A 22,182-nucleotide genomic window follows, 5' to 3' on the forward strand; every position below is an offset into this window, starting at 1 on the left:
CCGATGCCAGATCAAAGTCAAAAGCCTACCCCCTCACCCCAGCCCTCTCCCCCAAGGGGGCGAGGGGGAAAGGGAGCAGATCTCTATGCTTTTCAAAACTTAAGTTCGACTCGGTAATTCAGGTCGATGTAACTCGAATAATCCACACGGTCGGCTCCCTCTCCCTCCGGGCGGTCCGACGTTTCGGGAGGGCTGGGGTGAGGGTGCTTTTTGCTTCTGAGCTTCAGCCCTCGACCGCCGGAATATGCCCAAATAACTCCTGAGCAAACGCCACCCGCTCTTCAACCGTTTCAGTCACACCACGCGCCTTGAGCTCTTCCAGATGCGCTTCCACCGCATGGGTGCGCAATGTCAGCCCGCAATCATTGGCAATCTGGATATTCAGCCCCGGCCGCGCATTCAACTCCAGAATCAGCGGGCCTTTCTCCTGGTCCAGCACCATGTCCACGCCGATGTACCCCAAACCACACAGCTCATAGCAACCGGCGGCGAGCTTCATGAAACCGTCCCAGTAGGGCAGTTGCACGCCGTCCACCGCGTTGGTGGTGTCCGGGTGTTTGGTGATGATGTTGTTCAGCCAGGTGCCGCGCAGGGTCAGGCCGGTGGCCAGGTCAACACCGACGCCGATGGCGCCCTGGTGCAGGTTGGCCTTGCCGCCGGATTGGCGGGTCGGCAGCCGCAGCATCGCCATCACCGGGTAGCCCATCAGCACGATGATGCGGATGTCCGGCACGCCTTCGTAGCTGATGCTCTTGAAGATCTGGTCCGGGGTCACCCGATATTCGATCAGCGCCCGGTCGCGGTGCCCGCCCAGCGAATACAGGCCGGTGAGGATGCTGGAGATATGATGCTCCAGCTCTTCATGGGCAAGGATCTTGCCCGACACCGTGCGATAGCGGCCCTCGAAACGGTCGGCGATGACGATGATGCCGTCACCGCCGGCGCCCTGGGCCGGCTTGATCACGAAGTCGTTGCGCCCGCCGATGATCTCGCCGAGCTTGTCGATTTCCTTTTCCGTGGAAATCACGCCATACAGTTCCGGCACATGAATGCCGGCCTCGATCGCGCGTTCCTTGGTGATGATCTTGTCATCGACGATCGGGTACAGGCTGCGCTTGTTGTACTTGAGCACGTAGTCCGCGTTACGCCGATTGATGCCCATGATGCCCCGGGCTTCCAGGGCCTTCCAGGTCTTCCAGAAACCGAACATCAGGCGTCAGCCTTCTTCAGGAAAGCCTTGAAACGCACCAGTTCAGTCAGGCGATAACCGCGATAGCGACCCATGGCCAGCATGAAACCCACCAGAATCAGCAGAATCGCCGGGAAGGTGAACACGAAGTACACCAGCTCCGGAACGGTCATGATCAGGTGCGCCAGGGACGCCGCGAACAGCGTGCCGATCGCCACTTTCATGGCATGGCTGGCACCGCGTTCTTCCCAGGTGATCGACAGGCGTTCGATGGTCATGGTCAGAATCACCATCGGGAACAGCGCCACCGACAGACCGCGCTCCAGGCCGAGTTTGTGACTGAACAGGCTGATCGCCGCGATCAGCACCACTACGAACGTCAGCACGACCGACAGGCGCGGCAGCATTTGCAGCTTCAAGTGTTCCAGATACGAGCGCAGTGATAACCCGAGCGCGGTGATCACGGTAAACAGCAGGATGCCGAAGCCCAGTTGCGTCTCGCGGAAGGCCAGGGCGATCAGCACCGGCGTGAATGTACCGAGGGTCTGCAGGCCGATCAGGTTGCGCAGGATCAGGATCACCAGCACGCCGATCGGGATCATCACCATGATCATGAAGGTTTGCTGGGTTTGCAGCGGCAGGCCGTACAGCGAGTATTCGAGGAAGTTGGCGTCGGTGTTTTCGTCGGTCAGCTTGGCCAGACGAATCGCGTTCATCTCGCTGTTGTTCAGGCTGAAGGTCACGTTGGCTTTCTTGCCGCCGTCGACGGTGATCAGGTTTTCATCACCGCTCCACCACAGCAGGCGGTCAGTCGGCAGGCCTTGCTCGCCGGTTTCCGGGTTGAAGTACAGCCAGTCGGTGCCGTTGAAGCTGCGCAGCCACAGTTCCGGGGTTTGCGGTTGATCGGCGACAAGGCGGATGGTGTGGACTTTCTCCACCGGCACGTGGGCGATGGACAGCAGCAGCTCGACGATTTTGGCTTTGTGCGGCGTCGACGGATCGCCGGCCAGCAGCAGCTTCACGTTGTCGTCGTTGACGTTGTTGACGCGTTTGATCGCCTCGCCAATGAAGGTCTCGACGTCGGCCGAGTGCTGACGGATCGGCGCGAGCAAGGCTTCGGCGGCGATCTTTTCCGGGCCTTCGATGGCCATGCTGTCGCGGAACGTCGGGCCTTTGACCTTGGTTTTTTCGGCGGTGTAACGCTTGGTCAGCACCAGACGGTAATAAAGCGTCTGGTTGCCTTTGGCTCGGCGCGCCGACCAGGTGACCTTGCGATTGCCGTCGACGCGGTTGACCGCCACCCCGTAGTTGTTGGAGATAAAGCTTTCATTGAGGCTGACGTAATCGCGGCTCAGGGGCGGCACGAACATCTGGATCTTCACCGGATCCTTGGTGCTGGCGACGAACTCGACCTTGGCGTCGATGTTCCACAGGTCGTCGGTGGCGTCTTCGGTCACCGGGATGCCGAGCACGAAAATCTGATAGGCCGTAACCGAAACGCCCAGCAACACCAGGATGGTGATCAGGACTTTCAGGTGGAAGGTTAGAGAACGCATGGAAATTACTCGGCGGTATGAGCGGCGATGGCGCAGGCGGGTTTGCCGGCAGCGTATTTAAGACTGGGATCGACCAGCGCATCGAAGCGTTTCAGCGCCTCGGAGCCGATCAAAAGCGGGTATTGGAACGCACTACGGTCGGTCAGGTTCACTTCGATGCTGCGCATTGCCGAACCCATGCAGATGTCCAGCTCGATCACCGGGCGGGCGGTGTACTTCTTGCCTTCTTCCGGGTCGTAGTCGCCGGCGCGGCGCTTGATCTTGCTGACCCGGGCCAGCGGCCGTTCGATCGGGTGCGAATGCGCGGCGTCGATGGCCAGGTAGAAACGTACCCAGGACTCGCCGTTGCGTTTGAAGCGTTTGATGTCGCGGGCACTCAGGGAGGCGGTTTTCGCCCCGGTGTCGAGTTTCGCCGCCACTTCCAGGTTGATCCCGTCGAGGGCAGCGTATTCGTTGAGGCCGTACACGGTCTTTTCCCCCGCCGCAGCAAGGCCGGGCAGGCAAAACAGTGCAAAGAATGTGGGGAAGGGCTTGAGTCTCATAAATCCTGGCGAGCAGCGTTCCGTTCTCGGTTCAGGGCCATGGCATCAGGAAATCCTGTCTGCCCATGCGCCTTCGTGTGCCTATCAGCTTTTTATGACAAGCCGTGCAAATGACTCGCAAATGCGGGCGGCATTCTAGCACGGTGGTTTTATGGCGCCAGCGCCGGGGCCGGTCTATAACCCTTGGGGCTGACACGCAGGCTTATTAGACGATTGTCGACAATCTCTATTTATCCTTTGACTGATGCGGGTTGATTCGCTAGTTTTTGCCGCATTGGATTTGAAGGTGTCGACAATATGCTGGATCAACTCGATCCCCCGGTGATCAGCGGCGACGATTCCGAGACGCTCTCGGAAAACGTCTTCCGACGCATCCAGGCGGCCATCGTCAAAGGCGAGATCGCCCCGGGCAGCAAGATCTCCGAGCCGGAACTGGCGCGCACCTACGGCATCAGCCGCGGGCCGCTGCGCGAGGCGATCCATCGTCTGGAAGGCCAGCGCCTGTTGGTGCGCGTACCGCACGTCGGTGCGCGGGTGGTGTCGCTGAGCCACGCCGAATTGCTCGAACTCTACGAAATCCGCGAGTCCCTCGAAGGCATGGCCTGCCGTCTGGCGGCCGAACGCATGAGCGTCGAAGAAATCGACGAACTGCGCCGGGTGCTGGAAACCCACGAACGCGATGCAGCGTTCCAGGCCGGTGTCGGCTACTACCAGCAGGAAGGCGATTTCGACTTTCACTACCGGATCATCCAGGGCAGCGGCAACCGCACCCTCACGCAAATGCTCTGCGGCGAGCTCTATCAACTGGTGCGCATGTACCGCATCCAGTTTTCCACCACGCCCAACCGCCCGCGCCAGGCCTTTGCCGAACACCACCGGATTCTCGATGCCATCGCCGACCGTGACGGCGAGCTCGCGGAATTGTTGATGCGCCGTCACATCGGCGCCTCGAAACGCAACATCGCCCGTCATTACCAGGACGGCGCCGACAATAAGACAGCCACTGAACGAGGTGAGTCATGAGTTCCAACAAGAGCACTCCAGGCCAGCGTTTCCGCGATGCGGTCGCCAGCGAACATCCGCTGCAAGTGGTCGGGGCGATCAATGCCAACCACGCGCTGCTGGCCAAGCGCGCCGGTTTCAAGGCGATCTACCTGTCGGGTGGCGGGGTGGCTGCCGGCTCCCTCGGCGTGCCGGATCTGGGCATCACCGGCCTGGATGACGTGCTGACCGACGTGCGCCGCATCACCGACGTCTGCGACCTGCCGCTGCTGGTGGACGTGGACACAGGTTTCGGCGCCTCGGCGTTCAACGTGGCGCGCACCGTCAAGTCGATGATCAAGTTCGGCGCGGCGGCGATTCACATCGAAGACCAGGTCGGCGCCAAGCGCTGCGGCCATCGTCCTAATAAAGAGATCGTGACCCAGCAGGAAATGGTCGATCGCATCAAGGCTGCCGTCGATGCCCGCACCGATGACAGCTTCGTGATCATGGCGCGCACCGACGCGCTGGCCGTTGAGGGCCTGGAATCGGCACTGGATCGCGCCGCCGCGTGCATCGAGGCCGGCGCCGACATGATTTTCCCGGAAGCCATCACGGAACTGGAGATGTACAAACTGTTCGCCAGCCGCGTGAAGGCGCCGATCCTGGCCAACATCACCGAATTCGGCTCGACGCCGCTGTACACCACCGAGCAACTGGCCGGTGCCGACGTGTCGCTGGTGCTGTACCCGCTGTCGGCGTTCCGCGCGATGAACAAGGCTGCGGAAAACGTCTACACCGCGATCCGCCGCGACGGCACTCAGCAGAATGTCATCGACACCATGCAGACTCGCATGGAGCTCTACGATCGCATCGATTACCACACCTTCGAGCAGAAGCTCGACGCGTTGTTTGCGGCGAAGAAGTAAGCCGCAACCGTACTCCCTAATAAATTCAAGATTGGAGACAACAATGGCCGAAGCAAAAGTACTCAGTGGCGCCGGGCTCCGGGGCCAGGTCGCCGGGCAAACCGCGCTGTCCACCGTGGGCCAGGCCGGTGCCGGGCTGACCTATCGCGGCTACGACGTGCGCGAACTGGCAGCCGACGCACAATTTGAAGAAGTGGCGTACCTGCTGCTTTACGGGGAGTTGCCAACCCAGGCACAGCTCACCGACTACCAGAACAAACTCAGCAAGCTGCGCGACCTGCCGCAAGCGCTCAAGGAAGTGCTGGAACGCATCCCCGCCGACGCCCACCCGATGGACGTGATGCGCACCGGCTGCTCGTTCCTGGGCAATATCGAGCCGGAAAAAGACTTCTCCGAGCAACGCGACAAGACCGACCGTCTGCTGGCCGCCTTTCCGGCGATCATGTGCTACTGGTATCGCTTCAGCCACGACGGCAAACGCATCAATTGCGTGACGGACGAGCAGTCCATCGGCGGCCACTTCCTGCACCTGCTGCACGACAAGAAGCCGAGCGAACTGCACGTCAAGGTGATGAACGTCTCGCTGATCCTCTACGCCGAGCACGAATTCAACGCCTCGACCTTCACCGCTCGGGTGTGCGCTTCGACCCTGTCCGATCTGTATTCCTGCGTCACGGCGGCCATCGGTTCCTTGCGCGGCCCGCTGCACGGTGGCGCCAACGAAGCGGCGATGGAAATGATCGAGCGCTTCTCGTCGCCGGAAGAGGCGATCAAGGGCACCCTCGGCATGCTCGAGCGCAAGGACAAGATCATGGGCTTCGGCCACGCGATCTATAAGGACAGCGATCCGCGCAACGAGGTGATCAAGGGCTGGTCGAAAAAACTCGCCGACGAAGTCGGCGACAAGGTGTTGTTCGCGGTTTCCGAAGCCATCGACAAGACCATGTGGGAGCAAAAGAAACTGTTCCCCAACGCCGACTTCTACCATGCCTCGGCATATCACTTCATGGGCATCCCGACCAAGCTGTTCACCCCGATCTTCGTCTGCTCGCGCCTGACCGGCTGGGCGGCGCACGTATTCGAACAGCGCGCCAACAACCGCATCATCCGTCCAAGCGCCGAGTACACCGGCGTCGAACAGCGCAAGTTCGTGCCCATCGAACAGCGCTGACCGGGGAGGGCGCCGGCACAGGCGCCCCCTCTTTGAAACTACCGTGACCGAGTCCTGACCGATGAACACAGAATTTCGCAAGAACCTGCCTGGCACGCCGCTGGACTTTTTCGACGTCCGTGCGGCTGTCGATGCGATCCAGCCGGGCAGCTACGACACCCTGCCGTACACCTCTCGCGTGCTGGCGGAAAACCTCGTGCGTCGCTGCGACCCGGCCACGCTCACCGATTCCCTGAAACAACTGATCGAGCGCAAACGCGACCTCGACTTCCCGTGGTTCCCGGCCCGCGTGGTGTGCCACGACATTCTTGGCCAGACCGCACTGGTGGATCTGGCCGGCCTGCGCGACGCGATTGCCCAGCAGGGCGGCGACCCGGCGCAGGTCAACCCGGTGGTGCCGACGCAACTGATCGTCGACCACTCGCTGGCGGTGGAAGCGGGCGGCTTTGACAAGCAGGCCTTCGAGAAGAACCGCGCCATCGAAGACCGGCGCAACGAAGACCGCTTCCACTTCATCAACTGGACCAAGAAGGCCTTCAAGAACGTCGACGTGATCCCGCCGGGCAACGGCATCATGCACCAGATCAACCTGGAGAAAATGTCGCCGGTGATTCAGGTGCGCGACGGCGTGGCATTCCCGGATACCTGCGTCGGCACCGACAGCCACACCCCGCACGTCGATGCGCTGGGCGTGATCGCCATCGGTGTCGGTGGTCTGGAAGCCGAAAGCGTGATGCTCGGCCGCGCGTCGTGGATGCGCCTGCCGGAAAGCGTCGGCGTCGAACTGACCGGCAAGCTGCAACCGGGCATCACCGCCACCGACATGGTGCTGGCCCTGACCGAATACCTGCGCAAACAGAAAGTGGTCGGCGCGTGGCTGGAGTTCTTCGGCGAAGGTGCTTCGGCGCTGACCCTCGGCGACCGCGCGACCATCTCCAACATGGCCCCGGAATACGGCGCCACGGCGGCGATGTTCTACATCGACCAGCAGACCATCGATTACCTGAAACTCACCGGTCGCGAAGACCAGCAAGTGCAGCTGGTCGAGCAATACGCCAGGCAGATCGGCCTGTGGGCCGACAGCCTGAAAGGCGCGCAATACGAGCGCGGCCTGACCTTCGATCTGTCCTCGGTGGTGCGCAACATGGCCGGCCCGAGCAACCCGCACGCCCGCGTGGCGGTGTCGGATCTGGCAGCCAAAGGCATCGCCGGTCAGTGGGAAGACGTGCCGGGGCAAATGCCCGACGGCGCGGTGATCATCGCCGCCATCACCAGTTGCACCAACACCAGCAACCCGCGCAACGTGATCGCCGCCGGCCTGCTGGCGCGCAATGCCAACAAGCTTGGGCTGACCCGCAAGCCGTGGGTCAAGTCGTCGCTGGCACCGGGTTCGAAAACCGTGGCGCTGTACCTCGATGAAGCGGGACTGACCACAGAGCTGGAGCAACTCGGTTTCGGCATCGTCGCCTTCGCCTGCACCACCTGCAACGGCATGTCCGGCGCGCTGGATCCGGTGATCCAGCAGGAAATCATCGACCGCGATCTGTACGCCACCGCTGTGCTGTCCGGTAACCGTAACTTCGACGGGCGGATTCACCCGTACGCCAAGCAGGCGTTCCTCGCTTCACCGCCGCTGGTGGTGGCCTACGCGATTGCCGGCACCATCCGTTTCGACATCGAAAAAGACGTGCTGGGCGTGGTCGACGGCAAGGAAATCCGCCTGAAAGACATCTGGCCGAGCGACGAAGAAATCGACGCGGTGGTGAAATCTTCGGTCAAGCCCGAGCAGTTCCGTCAGGTCTACATCCCGATGTTCGCCATCCATGAAGACACCGGCCCCAAAGTTGCGCCGCTGTACGACTGGCGCGAGATGAGCACCTACATCCGCCGTCCGCCGTACTGGGAAGGCGCGCTGGCCGGGGCGCGCCCGCTCAAGGGCATGCGCCCGCTGGCGGTGCTGCCGGACAACATCACCACCGATCACCTGTCGCCGTCGAACGCGATCATGCTCGACAGCGCCGCCGGCGAATACCTGGCGAGAATGGGCCTGCCGGAAGAGGACTTCAACTCTTACGCGACCCACCGTGGCGACCACCTGACCGCGCAGCGCGCGACGTTTGCCAACCCGAAATTGTTCAACGAAATGGTCGTGGAAAACGGCAAGGTCAAGCAGGGCTCGCTGGCCCGCGTCGAGCCGGAAGGCCAAGTGATGCGCATGTGGGAAGCGATCGAAACCTACATGGAACGCAAGCAGCCGCTGATCATCATCGCCGGCGCCGACTACGGCCAGGGTTCGTCCCGCGACTGGGCGGCCAAAGGCGTGCGGCTGGCGGGTGTGGAAGCGATTGCCGCCGAAGGTTTCGAGCGCATTCACCGCACCAACCTGGTGGGCATGGGCGTGTTGCCGCTGGAGTTCAAACCGGGCACCGACCGCAAGACCCTGGGCATCGACGGCAGCGAAACCTACGACGTGATCGGTGAGCGCACGCCGCGCGCCGACCTGACGCTGGTGATCCATCGCAAGAACGGTGAACGCGTCGACGTGCCGGTGACCTGCCGTCTGGATACCGCTGAAGAAGTGTCGATCTACGAGGCCGGCGGCGTGTTGCAGCGCTTTGCCCAAGACTTCCTCGAAGAGTCGGCGGTTGCCGTTTAAATCAACTGATGTGGGCATGGGACTTCAAGTCCCATGTCTTCGTTAAGGAGCACCATGGCTCACGCACCGCAAATAAAAATCCCCGCCACCTACATGCGTGGCGGCACCAGCAAAGGCGTGTTTTTCAGCCTCAAGGATCTGCCCGAAGCCGCGCAGATTCCCGGCCCGGCCCGCGATGCGCTGCTGCTGCGGGTCATCGGCAGCCCCGACCCATACGACAAGCAGATCGACGGCATGGGCGGCGCCACCTCCAGCACCAGCAAAACCGTGATCCTGTCGAAAAGCATCAAGGCCGATCACGACGTCGATTACCTGTTCGGTCAGGTGTCCATCGACAAGCCGTTCGTGGATTGGAGCGGCAACTGCGGCAACCTGTCGGCGGCGGTCGGTTCGTTCGCCATCAGCAATGGTCTGGTGGACGCCAGCCGCATTCCGCACAACGGCGTGGCGGTGGTTCGCGTGTGGCAGGCCAACATCGGTAAAACGATCATTGCCCACGTGCCGATCACCAATGGCGAAGTCCAGGAAACCGGTGATTTCGAGCTCGACGGCGTAACCTTCCCGGCCGCCGAAGTCCAGGTCGAATTCATGGACCCGGCGGCGGAAGAAGAGGGCGGCGGTGGTTCCATGTTCCCCACCGGCAACCTGATCGATGAACTGGAAGTGCCGGGCGTCGGCACGTTCAAGGCGACCATGATCAACGCGGGTATCCCGACGATCTTCGTCAACGCCGAAGACATCGGTTACACCGGCACCGAACTGCAGAGCGCGATCAACAGCGATCCGAAAGCGTTGCAGATGTTTGAGACGATTCGTGCCTACGGTGCTTTGCGCATGGGGCTGATTTCCAGTCTGGATGAAGCGGCCAAGCGTCAGCACACGCCGAAGGTGGCGTTTGTTGCCAAGCCTGCGGATTACGTGGCATCGAGTGGCAAAGCCATTGGCGCCGGGGATGTGGATTTGCTGGTGCGGGCGTTGTCGATGGGCAAGCTGCACCACGCGATGATGGGGACGGCGGCGGTGGCGATTGGCACCGCAGCAGCTATCTCCGGCACTTTGGTGAATCTGGCGGCGGGTGGTGTTGAGCGCAATGCAGTGCGGTTCGGGCATCCGTCCGGGACGTTGCGTGTTGGCGCAGAAGCTAGCCTGGAGAATGGTGAGTGGGTGGTGAAGAAGGCGATCATGAGCCGTAGTGCGCGCGTCCTGATGGAGGGCTTCGTCCGCGTGCCTGGCGACTCTTTCTGATCCAGAATCGATGCCCTCACCCCAGCCCTCTCCCGGAGGGAGAGGGAGCTGACCGAGGTGTCTTGCGGGATACATCGACCTGAAAAATCGTGGCGATTATGGATTCGGCAAAGCACTTTCAGGTCGGCGTAGCTTTTGAACATCCCCCATTCGGTCCCCTCTCCCCCCGGGAGAGGGCTAGGGTGAGGGCAACAATCCAACTGAAGAAACACCCCAAAGCAGACACCCACGATCTGCTCTAAACAAAAAAACCAACCAGCCCCTGAGGAAGACCCCACCACTCATCATTCCCCACCAGGAGAACCGCAATGAGCGCCAACGTCGACCTGAACAACCGCCCCGACTACGACCGTGTCCTGCAGGACATCGCCGATTACGTCCTCACCTGCAAAATCGAATCCACCGAAGCCCTCGACACCGCCCGCAACTGCCTGATGGACACGCTGGGCTGCGGTCTGCTGGCCCTGCGTTTCCCCGAATGCACCAAGCACCTTGGCCCAATCGTTGAAGGCACCGTCGTCCCATTCGGCGCCCGAGTCCCTGGCACCTCCTATCGCCTCGACCCGGTAAAAGCGGCGTGGGACATCGGCTGCATCGTGCGCTGGCTCGATTACAACGACACTTGGCTCGCCGCTGAATGGGGCCATCCGTCGGATAACCTCGGCGGGATTCTCGCGGTGGCCGATCACCTGTCGCAAAAACGTCTGGCCAGCGGTGAAGCGCCGCTCACCGTGCGCGATGTACTCGAAGCCATGATCATGGCCCACGAGATTCAAGGCGTGATCGCCCTGGAAAACTCCTTCAATCGTGTAGGCCTCGATCACGTCATTCTGGTGAAAGTGGCCTCGACTGCCGTGACCGCCAAACTGATGGGCGCCAACCGTGAGCAGCTGTTATCGGCGTTGTCCCATGCGTTCGCCGACGGTCAGGCGTTGCGCACTTACCGCCATGCGCCGAACGCCGGTTCGCGAAAATCCTGGGCGGCGGGGGATGCGTCGAGCCGGGGCGTGCGGCTGGCGGATATCGCGATGCGCGGCGAAATGGGCATTCCCGGCGTCTTGAGTGCCAAGCAGTGGGGCTTTTACGACGTTCTGTTCAGCCACACCAACAACGATCTGGCGCTCAAGCCTGAAGACAAACGCGCCTTCAGCTTCTCCCGGCCGTTCGGCAGTTACGTGATGGAAAACGTGCTGTTCAAGATCAGCTTCCCCGCCGAATTCCACGCGCAAACCGCCTGCGAAGCCGCCGTGACCCTGCATCCGCAGGTGCGCAATCGTCTGCATGAGATCGACCGGATCGTCATCACCACACACGAATCGGCGATTCGCATCATTTCCAAGGTCGGGCCGCTGGCCAACGCCGCCGATCGCGATCACTGCCTCCAGTACATGACCGCCGTGCCGCTGGCGTTCGGCAATCTGGTGGCTGAGCAGTACGAGGATGATTTCCACAAGGCCCATCCGGTCATCGATGTGCTGCGCGAAAAAATGGTCATCGTCGAAGATCCGCGTTTCACCCGCCAATACCTGGAGGCCGACAAACGCTCGATCGCCAATGCGGTGCAGGTGTTTTTCAAGGACGGTTCGAGCACGGAAAACGTGGTGGTGGAGTACCCGATCGGCCATCGCCGGCGTCGCGCCGAGGGCATTCCGTTGCTGGAGGACAAATTCCGGGCAAATCTGGCGACCCGCTTCACCGGACAGCGCAGCGGGGAGATTCTTGCGCTGTGCAAGGATCAGGCGCGGCTTGAAGCCACGCCGGTGAACCGGTTTGTCGATTTGTTTGTGATCTGAGGGACCGCGTTATCGTTCTTCGCGGGCAAGCCACGCTCCCACAGGGTTTTGTATCGGATGCAGTTTTTGCAAACGCCACGACACCCGTGGGAGCCGGGCGTGCCCGCGAAGGCGTCAGATCAGACACCGCAGAGCTATTTGAAGCGTCGCTCCACGCCTTTTTCCACGAGAATCTTCGCGGAAATTTCTTCCACCGAAAAATGCGTGGAGTTGATGTTCGGGATGTTCTCGCGGCGGAACAGGTTTTCCACCTCGCGCACTTCGAACTCGCACTGGGCGTAACTCGAATAACGGCTGTTGGGCTTGCGTTCGTTGCGGATCGCGGTGAGGCGGTCCGGGTCGATGGTCAGGCCGAACAGCTTGTGCTGGTGGGCGCGCAGGGCGGCCGGCAGTTGCAGGCGTTCCATGTCGTCTTCGGTCAGCGGGTAATTGGCCGCGCGGATGCCGAACTGCATCGCCATGTACAGGCACGTCGGCGTCTTACCACAACGCGACACGCCCACTAGTATCAGGTCGGCCTTGTCGTAATAGTGGGTGCGGGCGCCGTCGTCGTTGTCCAGAGCGAAGTTCACCGCTTCGATGCGCTCCATGTAATTGGAGTTATGACCGATGGAGTGGGATTTGCCGACGGTGTAGGAAGAATGCTCGGTCAGTTCCTGTTCGAGCGGGGCGAGGAACGTCGAGAAAATGTCGATCATGAAACCATTGGAGGTTGCGAGAATCTCACGGATGTCCTGATTGACGATGGTGTCGAAGATGATCGGCCGGAAACCGTCGGTTTCAGCGGCTTTGTTGATTTGTTGTACCATGGCCCGCGCTTTTTCAACGCTGTCGATGTAGGGGCGCGTGAATTTGCTGAAGGTAATGTTTTCGAACTGCGCCAGAAGGCTTTGACCCAGGGTTTCGGCGGTGATGCCGGTGCCATCGGAGATAAAGAAAGCAGATCGTTTCATTTGCACCTTGGGCCTTAAGCTAATGAGCATTTCTGGATATGATAGGCGCGATTTGTCGGCCGCCATTGGCCCGCATTCTCACTTATTTTCCAGGTCCAGGCCATACAGCCGGCCAACGCTCCCCCGAGCCGCCGGTTTCTGAGCTTTTCCAACACAGTTAGTGGAGAGATCACCTTGGTAGAGTACGTAGTTTCCCTCGATAAGCTCGGCAAACACGATGTTGAGCATGTGGGGGGCAAGAACGCATCCCTGGGCGAGATGATCAGTAACCTGGCCGGTGCCGGTGTTTCGGTCCCCGGCGGCTTCGCCACCACGGCGCAAGCCTATCGCGACTTCCTGGAACTGAGCGGTCTGAACGATCAGATTCACAAGGCCCTCGATGCGCTGGACGTCGATGACGTCAATGCCCTGGCCAAGACCGGCGCCCAGATCCGCCAATGGATCATGGAAGCCGAATTCCCTGAAAAACTGAACACCGAGATCCGCACCGCGTTCGCCGCGTTGTCGGCCGGTAATCCTGACGTGGCCGTGGCCGTGCGTTCCTCCGCCACCGCCGAAGACCTGCCGGACGCTTCGTTCGCCGGTCAGCAGGAAACCTTCCTGAACATCCGTGGCGTGGAAAACGTCATTCGCGCGGCCAAGGAAGTGTTCGCTTCCCTGTTCAACGACCGTGCCATTTCCTACCGCGTACACCAGGGCTTCGACCACAAGCTGGTCGCCCTGTCGGCTGGCGTGCAGCGCATGGTGCGTTCGGAAACCGGCACCGCCGGCGTGATGTTCACCCTCGATACCGAATCCGGCTTCCGTGACGTGGTGTTCATCACCGGCGCCTACGGTTTGGGCGAAACCGTTGTACAAGGCGCGGTGAACCCGGACGAATTCTATGTCCACAAGGGCACCCTGGAAGCCGGTCGCCCGGCGATCCTGCGGCGCAACCTGGGCAGCAAGGCCATCAAGATGATCTACGGCGACGAGGCCAAGGCCGGTCGTTCCGTGAAAACCGTTGATGTCGACAAGGCTGAGCGCGCGCGTTTCTGCCTGACCGACGCTGAAGTCAGCGAGCTGGCCAAGCAGGCGATGATCATCGAGAAGCACTATGGCTGCCCGATGGACATCGAGTGGGCCAAGGACGGTGACGACGGCAAGCTGTACATCGTGCAGGCCCGTCCCGAAACCGTGAAGAGCCGCACCCAGGCCAACGTCATGGAACGTTACCTGCTGAAAGAAACCGGCACCGTGCTCGTGGAAGGCCGTGCCATTGGCCAGCGCATCGGTGCCGGCAAGGTGCGGATCATCAAGGACGTCTCCGAGATGGACAAGGTCCAGCCGGGCGACGTGCTGGTCTCCGACATGACCGACCCGGACTGGGAACCGGTCATGAAGCGCGCCAGCGCCATCGTCACCAACCGTGGCGGCCGTACCTGCCACGCGGCGATCATCGCCCGTGAGCTGGGAATCCCGGCCGTCGTCGGTTGCGGCAACGCCACCCAACTGCTGAAGGACGGCCAGGGCGTGACCGTGTCCTGCGCCGAAGGCGACACCGGTTACATCTTCGAAGGCGAACTGGGTTTCGACATCAAGAAGAACTCCGTCGACGCCATGCCGGAGCTGCCGTTCAAGATCATGATGAACGTCGGCAACCCGGACCGCGCCTTCGACTTCGCGCAGCTGCCGAACGCTGGTGTGGGCCTGGCCCGTCTGGAATTCATCATCAACCGCATGATCGGCGTGCACCCGAAAGCGCTGTTGAACTACGACGGCCTGCCGCAGGACATCAAGGAAAGCGTCGACAAACGCATCGCCGGTTACGACGATCCGGTCGGTTTTTATGTCGAGAAACTGGTTGAGGGCATCAGCACCCTGGCCGCTGCGTTCGCTCCGAAGAAAGTCATCGTGCGTCTGTCGGACTTCAAGTCCAACGAATACGCCAACCTGATCGGCGGCAAACTGTACGAGCCGGAAGAAGAAAACCCGATGCTGGGCTTCCGTGGCGCTTCGCGTTACATCAGCGAATCGTTCCGTGACTGCTTCGAACTCGAGTGCCGTGCGCTGAAGCGCGTGCGCAACGAGATGGGCCTGACCAACGTCGAAATCATGGTGCCGTTCGTCCGTACTCTCGGCGAAGCCAGCCAGGTGGTGGATCTGCTTGCCGAAAACGGCCTGGCCCGTGGCGACAACGGCCTGCGCGTGATCATGATGTGCGAACTGCCATCCAACGCGATCCTGGCTGAAGAATTCCTCGAATTCTTCGACGGTTTCTCGATCGGCTCCAACGACCTGACTCAGCTGACATTGGGTCTGGACCGTGACTCCGGGATCATCGCGCACCTGTTCGACGAGCGTAATCCGGCGGTCAAGAAGCTGCTGGCCAACGCGATTGCCGCGTGCAACAAGGCCGGCAAGTACATCGGCATCTGCGGTCAGGGCCCTTCGGACCACCCGGACCTGGCCAAGTGGCTGATGGAGCAGGGCATCGAAAGCGTGTCGCTGAACCCGGACACCGTGCTGGAAACCTGGTTCTTCCTTGCCGAAGGCCAGGCGGCGGAATAAGCCGTGAATGAAGCCCCGGCCCGTTGAACCGGGTCGGGGCTTTAAGATTGAAGTAGGGCGAGCTCTCCGGATGCCGCCCTTTTTTGTGCAAGAGCATTATGCAAAGCAGCAGCAACCTATTTCCTGTCGCCCTGATCAGCGCCGAGCGACGCGGTGATCTGAGCGAAGACGTTTATCGTTTGAAACCGGGCAACAGCCCTGACTGGTCCGTGGAAATCGCGGTGACCCGCCTCGGCATGGCCGATGAGCCGGCGTCGCGCGGCGTGCCAGTGATCTTGCTGCACGGCAGTTTTTCCAATCGGCGCTTCTGGTTCTCGCCGAAGGGCCTGGGTCTGGGCGCGTATCTGACGCGTCTGGGTTTCGATGTGTGGATCCCGGAAATGCGCGGTCACGGTCTGTCCCAGCGCAACGAGGACTACCGCCGCAACCGCGTCGCCGACTATGCCCGTTACGATCTGCCGGCGATTGCCGCGTTCGTCCGTGAGCAGAGCGGGCAGATTCCGCACTGGATCGGCCACTCGCTGGGTGGCATCACGTTGGCGGCCGCGCTGGGCGGCGAATACCTCGGTGAGCCGGCGGTGGCGTCGGCGGCGTTTTTCGGCACGCAGGTCAGCCGCACGTACTGGCCGCTGAAGATTCCGCCGGTGGAGTGGAGCGGGCGCTTCATTCTCAAGCGTTTTGCCCAGTTGTCCGGCTCGCGACTCAAGCGCGGCCCCGAGGACGAGCCGATCGGCCTGGCGCTGGAAAGCATGCGCTGGTACGGACTGTTCGGGCGTTTCGGCGACAAGGACAAGGATTGGTGGGCAGGTCTTGCCGACGTGCAGGTCCCAGTGCTGGCGGTAAGCGCGGCGGGGGATCATCAGGATCCTGCTTGGGCCTGCAGGAAACTGTTCGAACAGATTGGCTCCGAGCACAAGCAGTTCATCAACCTGGGCCGTGAGCAGGGTTTCAACGATCAGTTCGGGCATGTCGAGATGCTGGTCAGCAAAGCGGCACAGGCCGAGGTCTGGCCGCTGGTGGCGCGCTGGCTGGCAGATCAGCACGCGCCATTGCTTGGCGAGAAGCCGGATCTGGCGGCAGCGGTCTGAACGCGGCGCCCTGAAAAGGGCATTTCGTTCGCGTCGGCTTGCGGCTAAGATATGACGCATTGGACGGTTCTGGTCATATTTAGTGACTGTTTCGCTATTACGTTTCAGCCTGTGTTCAGGTTCGTTCAGCGACCATGACATGGTCTAAGGTAAACAGCGACCGCCGGAACTCGTTTCAAAAGAGTGCGACATCCTTGATCGTCTTCCTTGTTACAGGAGTTTTTCGATGAACCATTACCTTACGCCTGACCTGTGCGACGCCTATCCGGAGCTGGTTCAGGTGCTGGAACCGATGTTCAGCAATTTCGGCGGCCGTGATTCGTTCGGCGGCGAAATCGTGACCATCAAATGCTTCGAAGACAACTCGCTGGTCAAGGAGCAAGCCGAGCTCAAGGGCAACGGCAAGGTGCTGGTGGTCGATGGTGGTGGTTCCCTGCGCTGCGCACTGCTGGGCGACATGATCGCCGAGAAAGCCTCGAAAAACGGTTGGGAAGGGCTGGTGATCTACGGTTGCATCCGTGATGTGGACGTCATCGCCCAGACCGATCTCGGCGTTCAGGCCCTGGCCAGCCATCCGAAAAAGACTGAAAAACGCGGTCTCGGCGACCTCAACGTCCCGGTGACGTTTGCGGGTGTCACTTTCCATCCCGGCCAGTACATCTATGCGGACAACAATGGCGTGATCATCTCGCCAAGCCCGCTGAAAATGCCTGAATAAATCGCGGTAACCACAGGGGTGAGGATGTTCGAGGAAGAAAACGCGCAATGGGGGCTGGTGCATGCCCTGGTGCTGGACGGTAAAGGCGGTGCGCGTTCGATAGCCCGGACTGATCTCGACGATCTGCAGCTGCAGGCTCATGAAAGCTTGTGGCTGCATTGGGATCGCAGTCACCCGCAGACCCAGACCTGGCTGCGTAAATCCAGTGGGCTCAACGAGTTCACCTGCGATTTGCTGCTGGAAGAAAACACTCGCCCACGCCTGTTGCCGCTGCCGGACTCCGAGCTGTTGCTGTTTTTGCGCGGGGTCAATCTGAACCCCGGTGCCGAGCCGGAAGACATGGTGTCGGTGCGGATTTTCGCATCGGCCCAGCGGGTTATTTCCCTGCGTTTGCGTCCGTTGCGCGCCACCGACGAGTTGCTGGCGATGCTGGGCGAGGGCAAGGGGCCGAAAACCTCGTCCGAACTGATGCTGTATCTGGCGCAGTTCCTCACCAACAAGGTGCAGGATCTGGTGACTTGCCTCTCCGAAGTGGTCGATGAAGAGGAAGAAAAACTGGATGCCGACGAACGGTATACCCCTGAGCATGGCGCCATTTTGCACATCCGTCGCCGGGCTGCCGGACTGAAACGTTTTCTGGCACCACAGCGGGATATTTTCGGACAGCTGACGCGGATAAAACTGCCGTGGTTCGTGGATGACGATGCCGACTACTGGAACGAATTGAACAACAGCCTGACCCGTTATCTCGAAGAGCTCGAATTGACCCGAGAGCGCGTGGGGCTGGTGCTGGAGGCCGAAGACCGGCGCTTGAGCGTGCACATGAATCGCACGATGTATCGCTTCGGGATCATCACCTGCATCTTCTTGCCGATGAGTTTTATTACCGGTCTGTTGGGCATAAACGTCGGCGGAATACCGTTCGCCAGCAGCCCTTATGGCTTCCTTATCGCCTGCCTGACGGTGCTCGCCCTGGCGTTCGGCCAGTGGTGGTTGTTCCGCCGTTTGCGCTGGGTATGAAGATGCGCCATGTGACCCGACCAAATTTGCCCGCGTCTTTCACAGACATCACGAGAGGTGCGTATGCACGATCCGTTTGAACAGTCTTTGCGCGACATGCTCAACGCTTCGCCGTCCAGCCGCGACGACGATGCCTGCCTGGGTCGCGTGCTCAAAACCGCCAACCGCCAAGTTGGCGCCGGCGATCTGTTCAGCCTGCTGGGCCGCTGGCTGCCCGCGCTGATGATCGCCCTGAATAACGGCTCGGCCCATGTCGCGCCGGTCTCCCGTCTCCGTAAACCTACCGCTCGCACTGCTGATAAGGCTGATTGAATATGGAACTTGATCTCTGGACTCAGAGCCTCGTCACTGCAATGACTGCGTTGTGGACCAAAGTCGCTAATTTCATTCCTAACCTGTTCGGCGCACTGGTTGTGCTGCTGTTGGGTTTCGTTGTGGCCAAGCTGCTGGATACCTTGCTGTCCAAGTTGCTAGCCAAACTGGGGCTTGATCGCCTGATGGGCGGCACCGGCCTGACCAAATTGATGTCCCGCGCGGGGCTGCAAGTGCCGATCTCCACGTTGATCGGCAAAATCGTTTACTGGTTCGTTCTGCTGATTTTTCTGGTTTCGGCAGCAGAATCCCTTGGACTTGAGCGAGTTTCAGCTACGCTTGACATGCTGGCGCTCTATTTGCCGAAAGTATTCGGTGCCGCGCTGGTGTTGCTGGTGGGTGTCCTGCTTGCACAATTGGCCAATGGCCTGGTTCGCGGGGCGGCAGAAGGCGTAGGCCTGGACTACGCTTCAGGACTTGGGCGAATTGCCCAGGGCCTCGTGATCATCATCAGCATTTCGGTTGCAATCAGTCAGTTGGAGGTCAAGACCGACCTGCTGAACCATGTGATCGTCATCGTATTGATTACCGTTGGTCTGGCGGTTGCGCTGGCCATGGGTTTGGGAAGCCGGGAAATTGCCGGTCAGATTCTTGCGGGAATCTATGTGCGAGAGTTGTATCAGGTTGGGCAACAAGTGCGTATTGGCGAGGTCGAAGGCCAGATCGAAGAGATCGGCACGGTTAAGACCACATTGCTGACCGATGAGGGTGAGCTAGTCTCTCTCTCCAATCGGATCCTGCTGGAACAGCATGTGAGTAGCCGCTAACCCGGCAAACCCTGCTAATGTATGCCGCCGCAAAATGCCAGCTGTCGCTGGCTGCGGTGGACATTGACCTGACTGTCGGCACGACTTGTTTTGAATAAAGCCCAAACGCTATCCACGCGCTACGATCCCCGCGAGCTCTCTGATGAGGAGTTGGTCGCGCGCTCGCATACCGAGCTTTTTCACGTGACGCGCGCCTACGAAGAACTGATGCGGCGTTACCAGCGGACATTATTTAACGTGTGCGCACGATATCTTGGGAACGATCGCGATGCAGACGATGTCTGTCAGGAAGTGATGTTGAAGGTGCTGTACGGCCTGAAGAACTTCGAGGGGAAATCGAAGTTCAAGACATGGCTATACAGCATCACCTACAACGAATGCATCACACAGTATCGGAAGGAACGGCGAAAGCGTCGCTTGATGGACGCACTGAGTCTTGACCCCCTCGAGGAAGCGTCCGAAGAAAAGGCGCCGAAACCCGAGGAGAAGGGCGGACTGGATCGCTGGCTGGTGTATGTGAACCCGATCGACCGGGAAATTCTGGTGCTACGATTTGTCGCAGAGCTGGAGTTTCAGGAGATCGCAGACATCATGCACATGGGTTTGAGTGCGACAAAAATGCGTTACAAACGCGCTCTTGATAAATTGCGTGAGAAATTTGCAGGCATTGCTGAAACTTAGTTCGGCGCAAATATCTCTTACGTGTAGGCAAGTTCTGATAGACTTGCCGCCGAGTTGTCCCCCGGTTTGCGGGACTGCTTCACAATCACCAGATGGGGATTTAACGGATGAAACTGAAAAACACCTTGGGCTTGGCCATTGGTTCTTTGATTGCCGCCACTTCTTTCGGCGCTCTGGCACAAGGCCAAGGCGCAGTTGAAATCGAAGGCTTCGCAAAGAAAGAACAATTCGACAGCGCTCGTAACTTCAAGAACAACGGCAACCTGTTCGGCGGTTCGATCGGTTACTTCCTGACCGACGACGTTGAACTGCGTCTGGGCTACGACGAAGTGCACAACGTGCGTGCCGACGATGGCAAGAACGTCAAGGGCGCAAACACCGCTCTGGACGCTCTGTACCACTTCAACAACCCAGGCGACATGCTGCGTCCATACGTTTCGGCCGGTTTCTCTGACCAGAGCATCGACCAGAACGGTTCGAACGGTCGTAACCGTTCCACCTTCGCCAACCTGGGCGCTGGTGCCAAGCTGTACTTCACCGACAACTTCTACGCCCGTGCTGGTGTTGAAGCTCAGTACAACATCGACCAGGGCGACACCGAGTGGGCTCCTAGCGTCGGTATCGGTGTGAACTTCGGTGGCGGCTCCAAGCCAGCTGCTGCTCCAGTTCCAGCACCGGCTGAAGTCTGCTCCGACAGCGACAACGACGGCGTTTGCGACAACGTTGACAAGTGCCCGGACACCCCAGCCAACGTAACTGTTGACGCTGATGGCTGCCCAGCAGTTGCCGAAGTTGTTCGTGTTGAGCTGGACGTGAAGTTCGACTTCGACAAGTCGGTTGTTAAGCCAAACAGCTACGGCGACATCAAAAACCTGGCTGACTTCATGAAGCAGTACCCATCCACCACCACTACTGTTGAAGGTCACACTGACTCCGTCGGTCCTGACGCTTACAACCAGAAACTGTCCGAGCGTCGTGCAAACGCCGTTAAGCAAGTTCTGACCAACCAGTACGGTGTTGAATCGTCCCGCGTTCAGTCGATCGGCTACGGCGAATCCCGCCCAGTTGCTGACAACAAAACTGAAGCTGGCCGCGCTGTTAACCGTCGCGTAGAAGCGCAGGTTGAAGCTCAAGCTAAGTAATTAGCTGCCGCTACGAGAAAAGCCCGGCTTAGGCCGGGCTTTTCTTTGCCTGCGATTTGGTGAAACCGGGGATTGTCAGGCCAATCGGTCGGCTGCCCAGTGATTCGAATTGACCTGGGTCGTAGCCGCTGCGACGGCGCCTATGACCAGAATCGCAGGACTCCTGAGCTGGAAACCAAGGGCATCGTCCTCCATCCCTGTCAGATCACTGCGGCATTCGCGTTGTTCTGGCAACGAGGCATTCTCGATCATCGCCACTGGTGTATCCGCCGCCATACCGCCCGCCAGCAGTTGCTCGCGAATCTCGCCGAGCTTCGCCACCCCCATGTAAATCACCAGCGTCGTGCCGCCCTGCGCCAAGGCCCGCCAGTTCAACTGGCTGTCGTCCTGAGTGTGGGCCGTGACCAGCGTCACACCCCGGGCCACGCCGCGCAACGTCAGCGGGATATCACACTGGGTCGCGCCAGCCAGTCCGGCGGTGATGCCATTGACCAGTTCCACCTCGACCCCGCGCTCACGCAACCACTGCGCTTCCTCACCCCCGCGCCCGAAAATGCACGGATCGCCGCCCTTGAGCCGCACCACGCATTTGCCCTGACGGGCGTAACGCAACATCAGCCGATGGATGAACGCCTGAGGCGTCGAACGACAGCCGCCGCGTTTACCGACGGCAATGATCCGCGCAGCAGGGCAGTGTGCAAGTACCGCCTCATTGACCAGATCGTCGATCAGCACCACCTCGGCTTCGCGCAAGGCCCGCACCGCTTTGAGCGTCAGCAATTCAGGATCACCGGGACCCGCGCCCACCAGCCAGACTTTCGCGTTCATG

Annotated in this window: 19 protein-coding genes; 14 read left to right on the plus strand and 5 right to left on the minus strand. The window is 60.3% G+C overall.

Annotation, left to right across the window (positions count from 1 at the left end; all coding sequences use genetic code 11):
* Positions 1-223: 223 nt before the first annotated feature.
* Genes PDR5_RS08945 through rloA form a run of 3 tightly spaced genes read right to left on the minus strand, consistent with a single transcriptional unit; the run spans position 224 to position 3,287 of the window.
* Entirely contained in the window at positions 224-1,210 is a 987-nt protein-coding gene (locus PDR5_RS08945; RefSeq protein ID WP_064594665.1) for an alpha-L-glutamate ligase-like protein, read from the minus strand.
* Entirely contained in the window at positions 1,210-2,745 is a 1,536-nt protein-coding gene (gene rloB / locus PDR5_RS08950; RefSeq protein WP_039769978.1) for an osmotic stress tolerance membrane protein RloB, read from the minus strand. Before rloB ends, PDR5_RS08945 begins: the two co-directional genes overlap by 1 nt.
* Before the next feature lie 5 nt (positions 2,746-2,750).
* Positions 2,751-3,287, minus strand: a complete 537-nt coding sequence (rloA, locus tag PDR5_RS08955) for a retropepsin-like aspartic peptidase RloA (RefSeq protein WP_011333239.1) — start codon at positions 3,285-3,287, stop codon at positions 2,751-2,753.
* 300 nt (positions 3,288-3,587) lie between these two features.
* Here rloA and PDR5_RS08960 point away from each other — a divergent pair, with 300 nt between their 5' ends.
* From PDR5_RS08960 to prpD, 6 genes are all read left to right on the plus strand, one after another.
* Positions 3,588-4,310: a GntR family transcriptional regulator gene (locus PDR5_RS08960; RefSeq protein ID WP_169432611.1), complete on the plus strand. Its 723-nt coding sequence runs from the start codon at positions 3,588-3,590 to the stop codon at positions 4,308-4,310.
* The gene (gene prpB / locus PDR5_RS08965; RefSeq protein WP_007951973.1) at positions 4,307-5,197 is read left to right on the plus strand and encodes a methylisocitrate lyase; all 891 of its coding nucleotides are present in this window, start codon (positions 4,307-4,309) and stop codon (positions 5,195-5,197) included. The genes PDR5_RS08960 and prpB overlap by 4 nt, the downstream gene beginning before the upstream one ends.
* A gap of 43 nt (positions 5,198-5,240) precedes the next feature.
* A complete protein-coding gene (gene prpC, locus PDR5_RS08970; RefSeq protein ID WP_064594667.1) occupies positions 5,241-6,368 on the plus strand; it encodes a bifunctional 2-methylcitrate synthase/citrate synthase in 1,128 nt (375 codons plus the stop codon).
* 61 nt (positions 6,369-6,429) lie between these two features.
* A complete protein-coding gene (gene acnD / locus PDR5_RS08975; RefSeq protein ID WP_064594668.1) occupies positions 6,430-9,024 on the plus strand; it encodes a Fe/S-dependent 2-methylisocitrate dehydratase AcnD in 2,595 nt (864 codons plus the stop codon).
* Between the two features lie 54 nt (positions 9,025-9,078).
* On the plus strand, positions 9,079-10,269 hold the full coding sequence (gene prpF, locus PDR5_RS08980; protein ID WP_064594670.1) for a 2-methylaconitate cis-trans isomerase PrpF: 1,191 nt from the start codon (positions 9,079-9,081) through the stop codon (positions 10,267-10,269).
* Positions 10,270-10,577: 308 nt separating this feature from the next.
* Positions 10,578-12,062, plus strand: coding sequence for a 2-methylcitrate dehydratase (gene prpD / locus PDR5_RS08985; RefSeq protein ID WP_064594673.1), 1,485 nt, complete (start codon positions 10,578-10,580; stop codon positions 12,060-12,062).
* A gap of 134 nt (positions 12,063-12,196) precedes the next feature.
* Here the strand turns inward: prpD and ppsR are convergent, their stop codons facing one another.
* Entirely contained in the window at positions 12,197-13,015 is an 819-nt protein-coding gene (gene ppsR / locus PDR5_RS08990) for a posphoenolpyruvate synthetase regulatory kinase/phosphorylase PpsR (RefSeq protein WP_007951980.1), read from the minus strand.
* Positions 13,016-13,189: 174 nt separating this feature from the next.
* On the opposite strand from ppsR, the gene ppsA reads away from it, so the two are divergent.
* From ppsA to PDR5_RS09030, 8 genes are all read left to right on the plus strand, one after another.
* Positions 13,190-15,565, plus strand: coding sequence for a phosphoenolpyruvate synthase (gene ppsA, locus PDR5_RS08995; protein ID WP_011333246.1), 2,376 nt, complete (start codon positions 13,190-13,192; stop codon positions 15,563-15,565).
* 98 nt (positions 15,566-15,663) lie between these two features.
* Complete coding sequence (locus tag PDR5_RS09000; protein ID WP_064594675.1) at positions 15,664-16,653, plus strand: alpha/beta fold hydrolase; 990 nt, start codon at positions 15,664-15,666, stop codon at positions 16,651-16,653.
* Positions 16,654-16,879: 226 nt separating this feature from the next.
* On the plus strand, positions 16,880-17,371 hold the full coding sequence (rraA, locus tag PDR5_RS09005; RefSeq protein WP_064594678.1) for a ribonuclease E activity regulator RraA: 492 nt from the start codon (positions 16,880-16,882) through the stop codon (positions 17,369-17,371).
* Between the two features lie 24 nt (positions 17,372-17,395).
* Positions 17,396-18,391 carry a zinc transporter ZntB gene (locus tag PDR5_RS09010; protein ID WP_064594680.1) on the plus strand — a complete coding sequence of 332 codons (996 nt, stop codon included), beginning with the start codon at positions 17,396-17,398 and terminating at the stop codon, positions 18,389-18,391.
* Positions 18,392-18,454: 63 nt separating this feature from the next.
* Complete coding sequence (locus PDR5_RS09015; protein WP_007951986.1) at positions 18,455-18,703, plus strand: hypothetical protein; 249 nt, start codon at positions 18,455-18,457, stop codon at positions 18,701-18,703.
* Positions 18,704-18,705: 2 nt separating this feature from the next.
* Positions 18,706-19,530 carry a mechanosensitive ion channel family protein gene (locus tag PDR5_RS09020; protein ID WP_007951987.1) on the plus strand — a complete coding sequence of 275 codons (825 nt, stop codon included), beginning with the start codon at positions 18,706-18,708 and terminating at the stop codon, positions 19,528-19,530.
* A 90-nt stretch (positions 19,531-19,620) separates the two neighbouring features.
* Positions 19,621-20,211 carry an RNA polymerase sigma factor SigX gene (gene sigX, locus PDR5_RS09025; protein ID WP_011333251.1) on the plus strand — a complete coding sequence of 197 codons (591 nt, stop codon included), beginning with the start codon at positions 19,621-19,623 and terminating at the stop codon, positions 20,209-20,211.
* A 107-nt stretch (positions 20,212-20,318) separates the two neighbouring features.
* Positions 20,319-21,353 (plus strand): OmpA family protein, encoded by a 1,035-nt coding sequence (locus PDR5_RS09030; RefSeq protein WP_011333252.1) that lies wholly within the window; start codon positions 20,319-20,321, stop codon positions 21,351-21,353.
* Positions 21,354-21,428: 75 nt separating this feature from the next.
* Here the strand turns inward: PDR5_RS09030 and cobA are convergent, their stop codons facing one another.
* Positions 21,429-22,181, minus strand: a complete 753-nt coding sequence (cobA, locus tag PDR5_RS09035) for a uroporphyrinogen-III C-methyltransferase (protein WP_064594682.1) — start codon at positions 22,179-22,181, stop codon at positions 21,429-21,431.
* Between the last annotated feature and the right edge of the window lies 1 nt (position 22,182).

The organism is Pseudomonas sp. DR 5-09 (assembly GCF_001655595.1).
GTDB lineage: Bacteria > Pseudomonadota > Gammaproteobacteria > Pseudomonadales > Pseudomonadaceae > Aquipseudomonas > Aquipseudomonas pharyngis.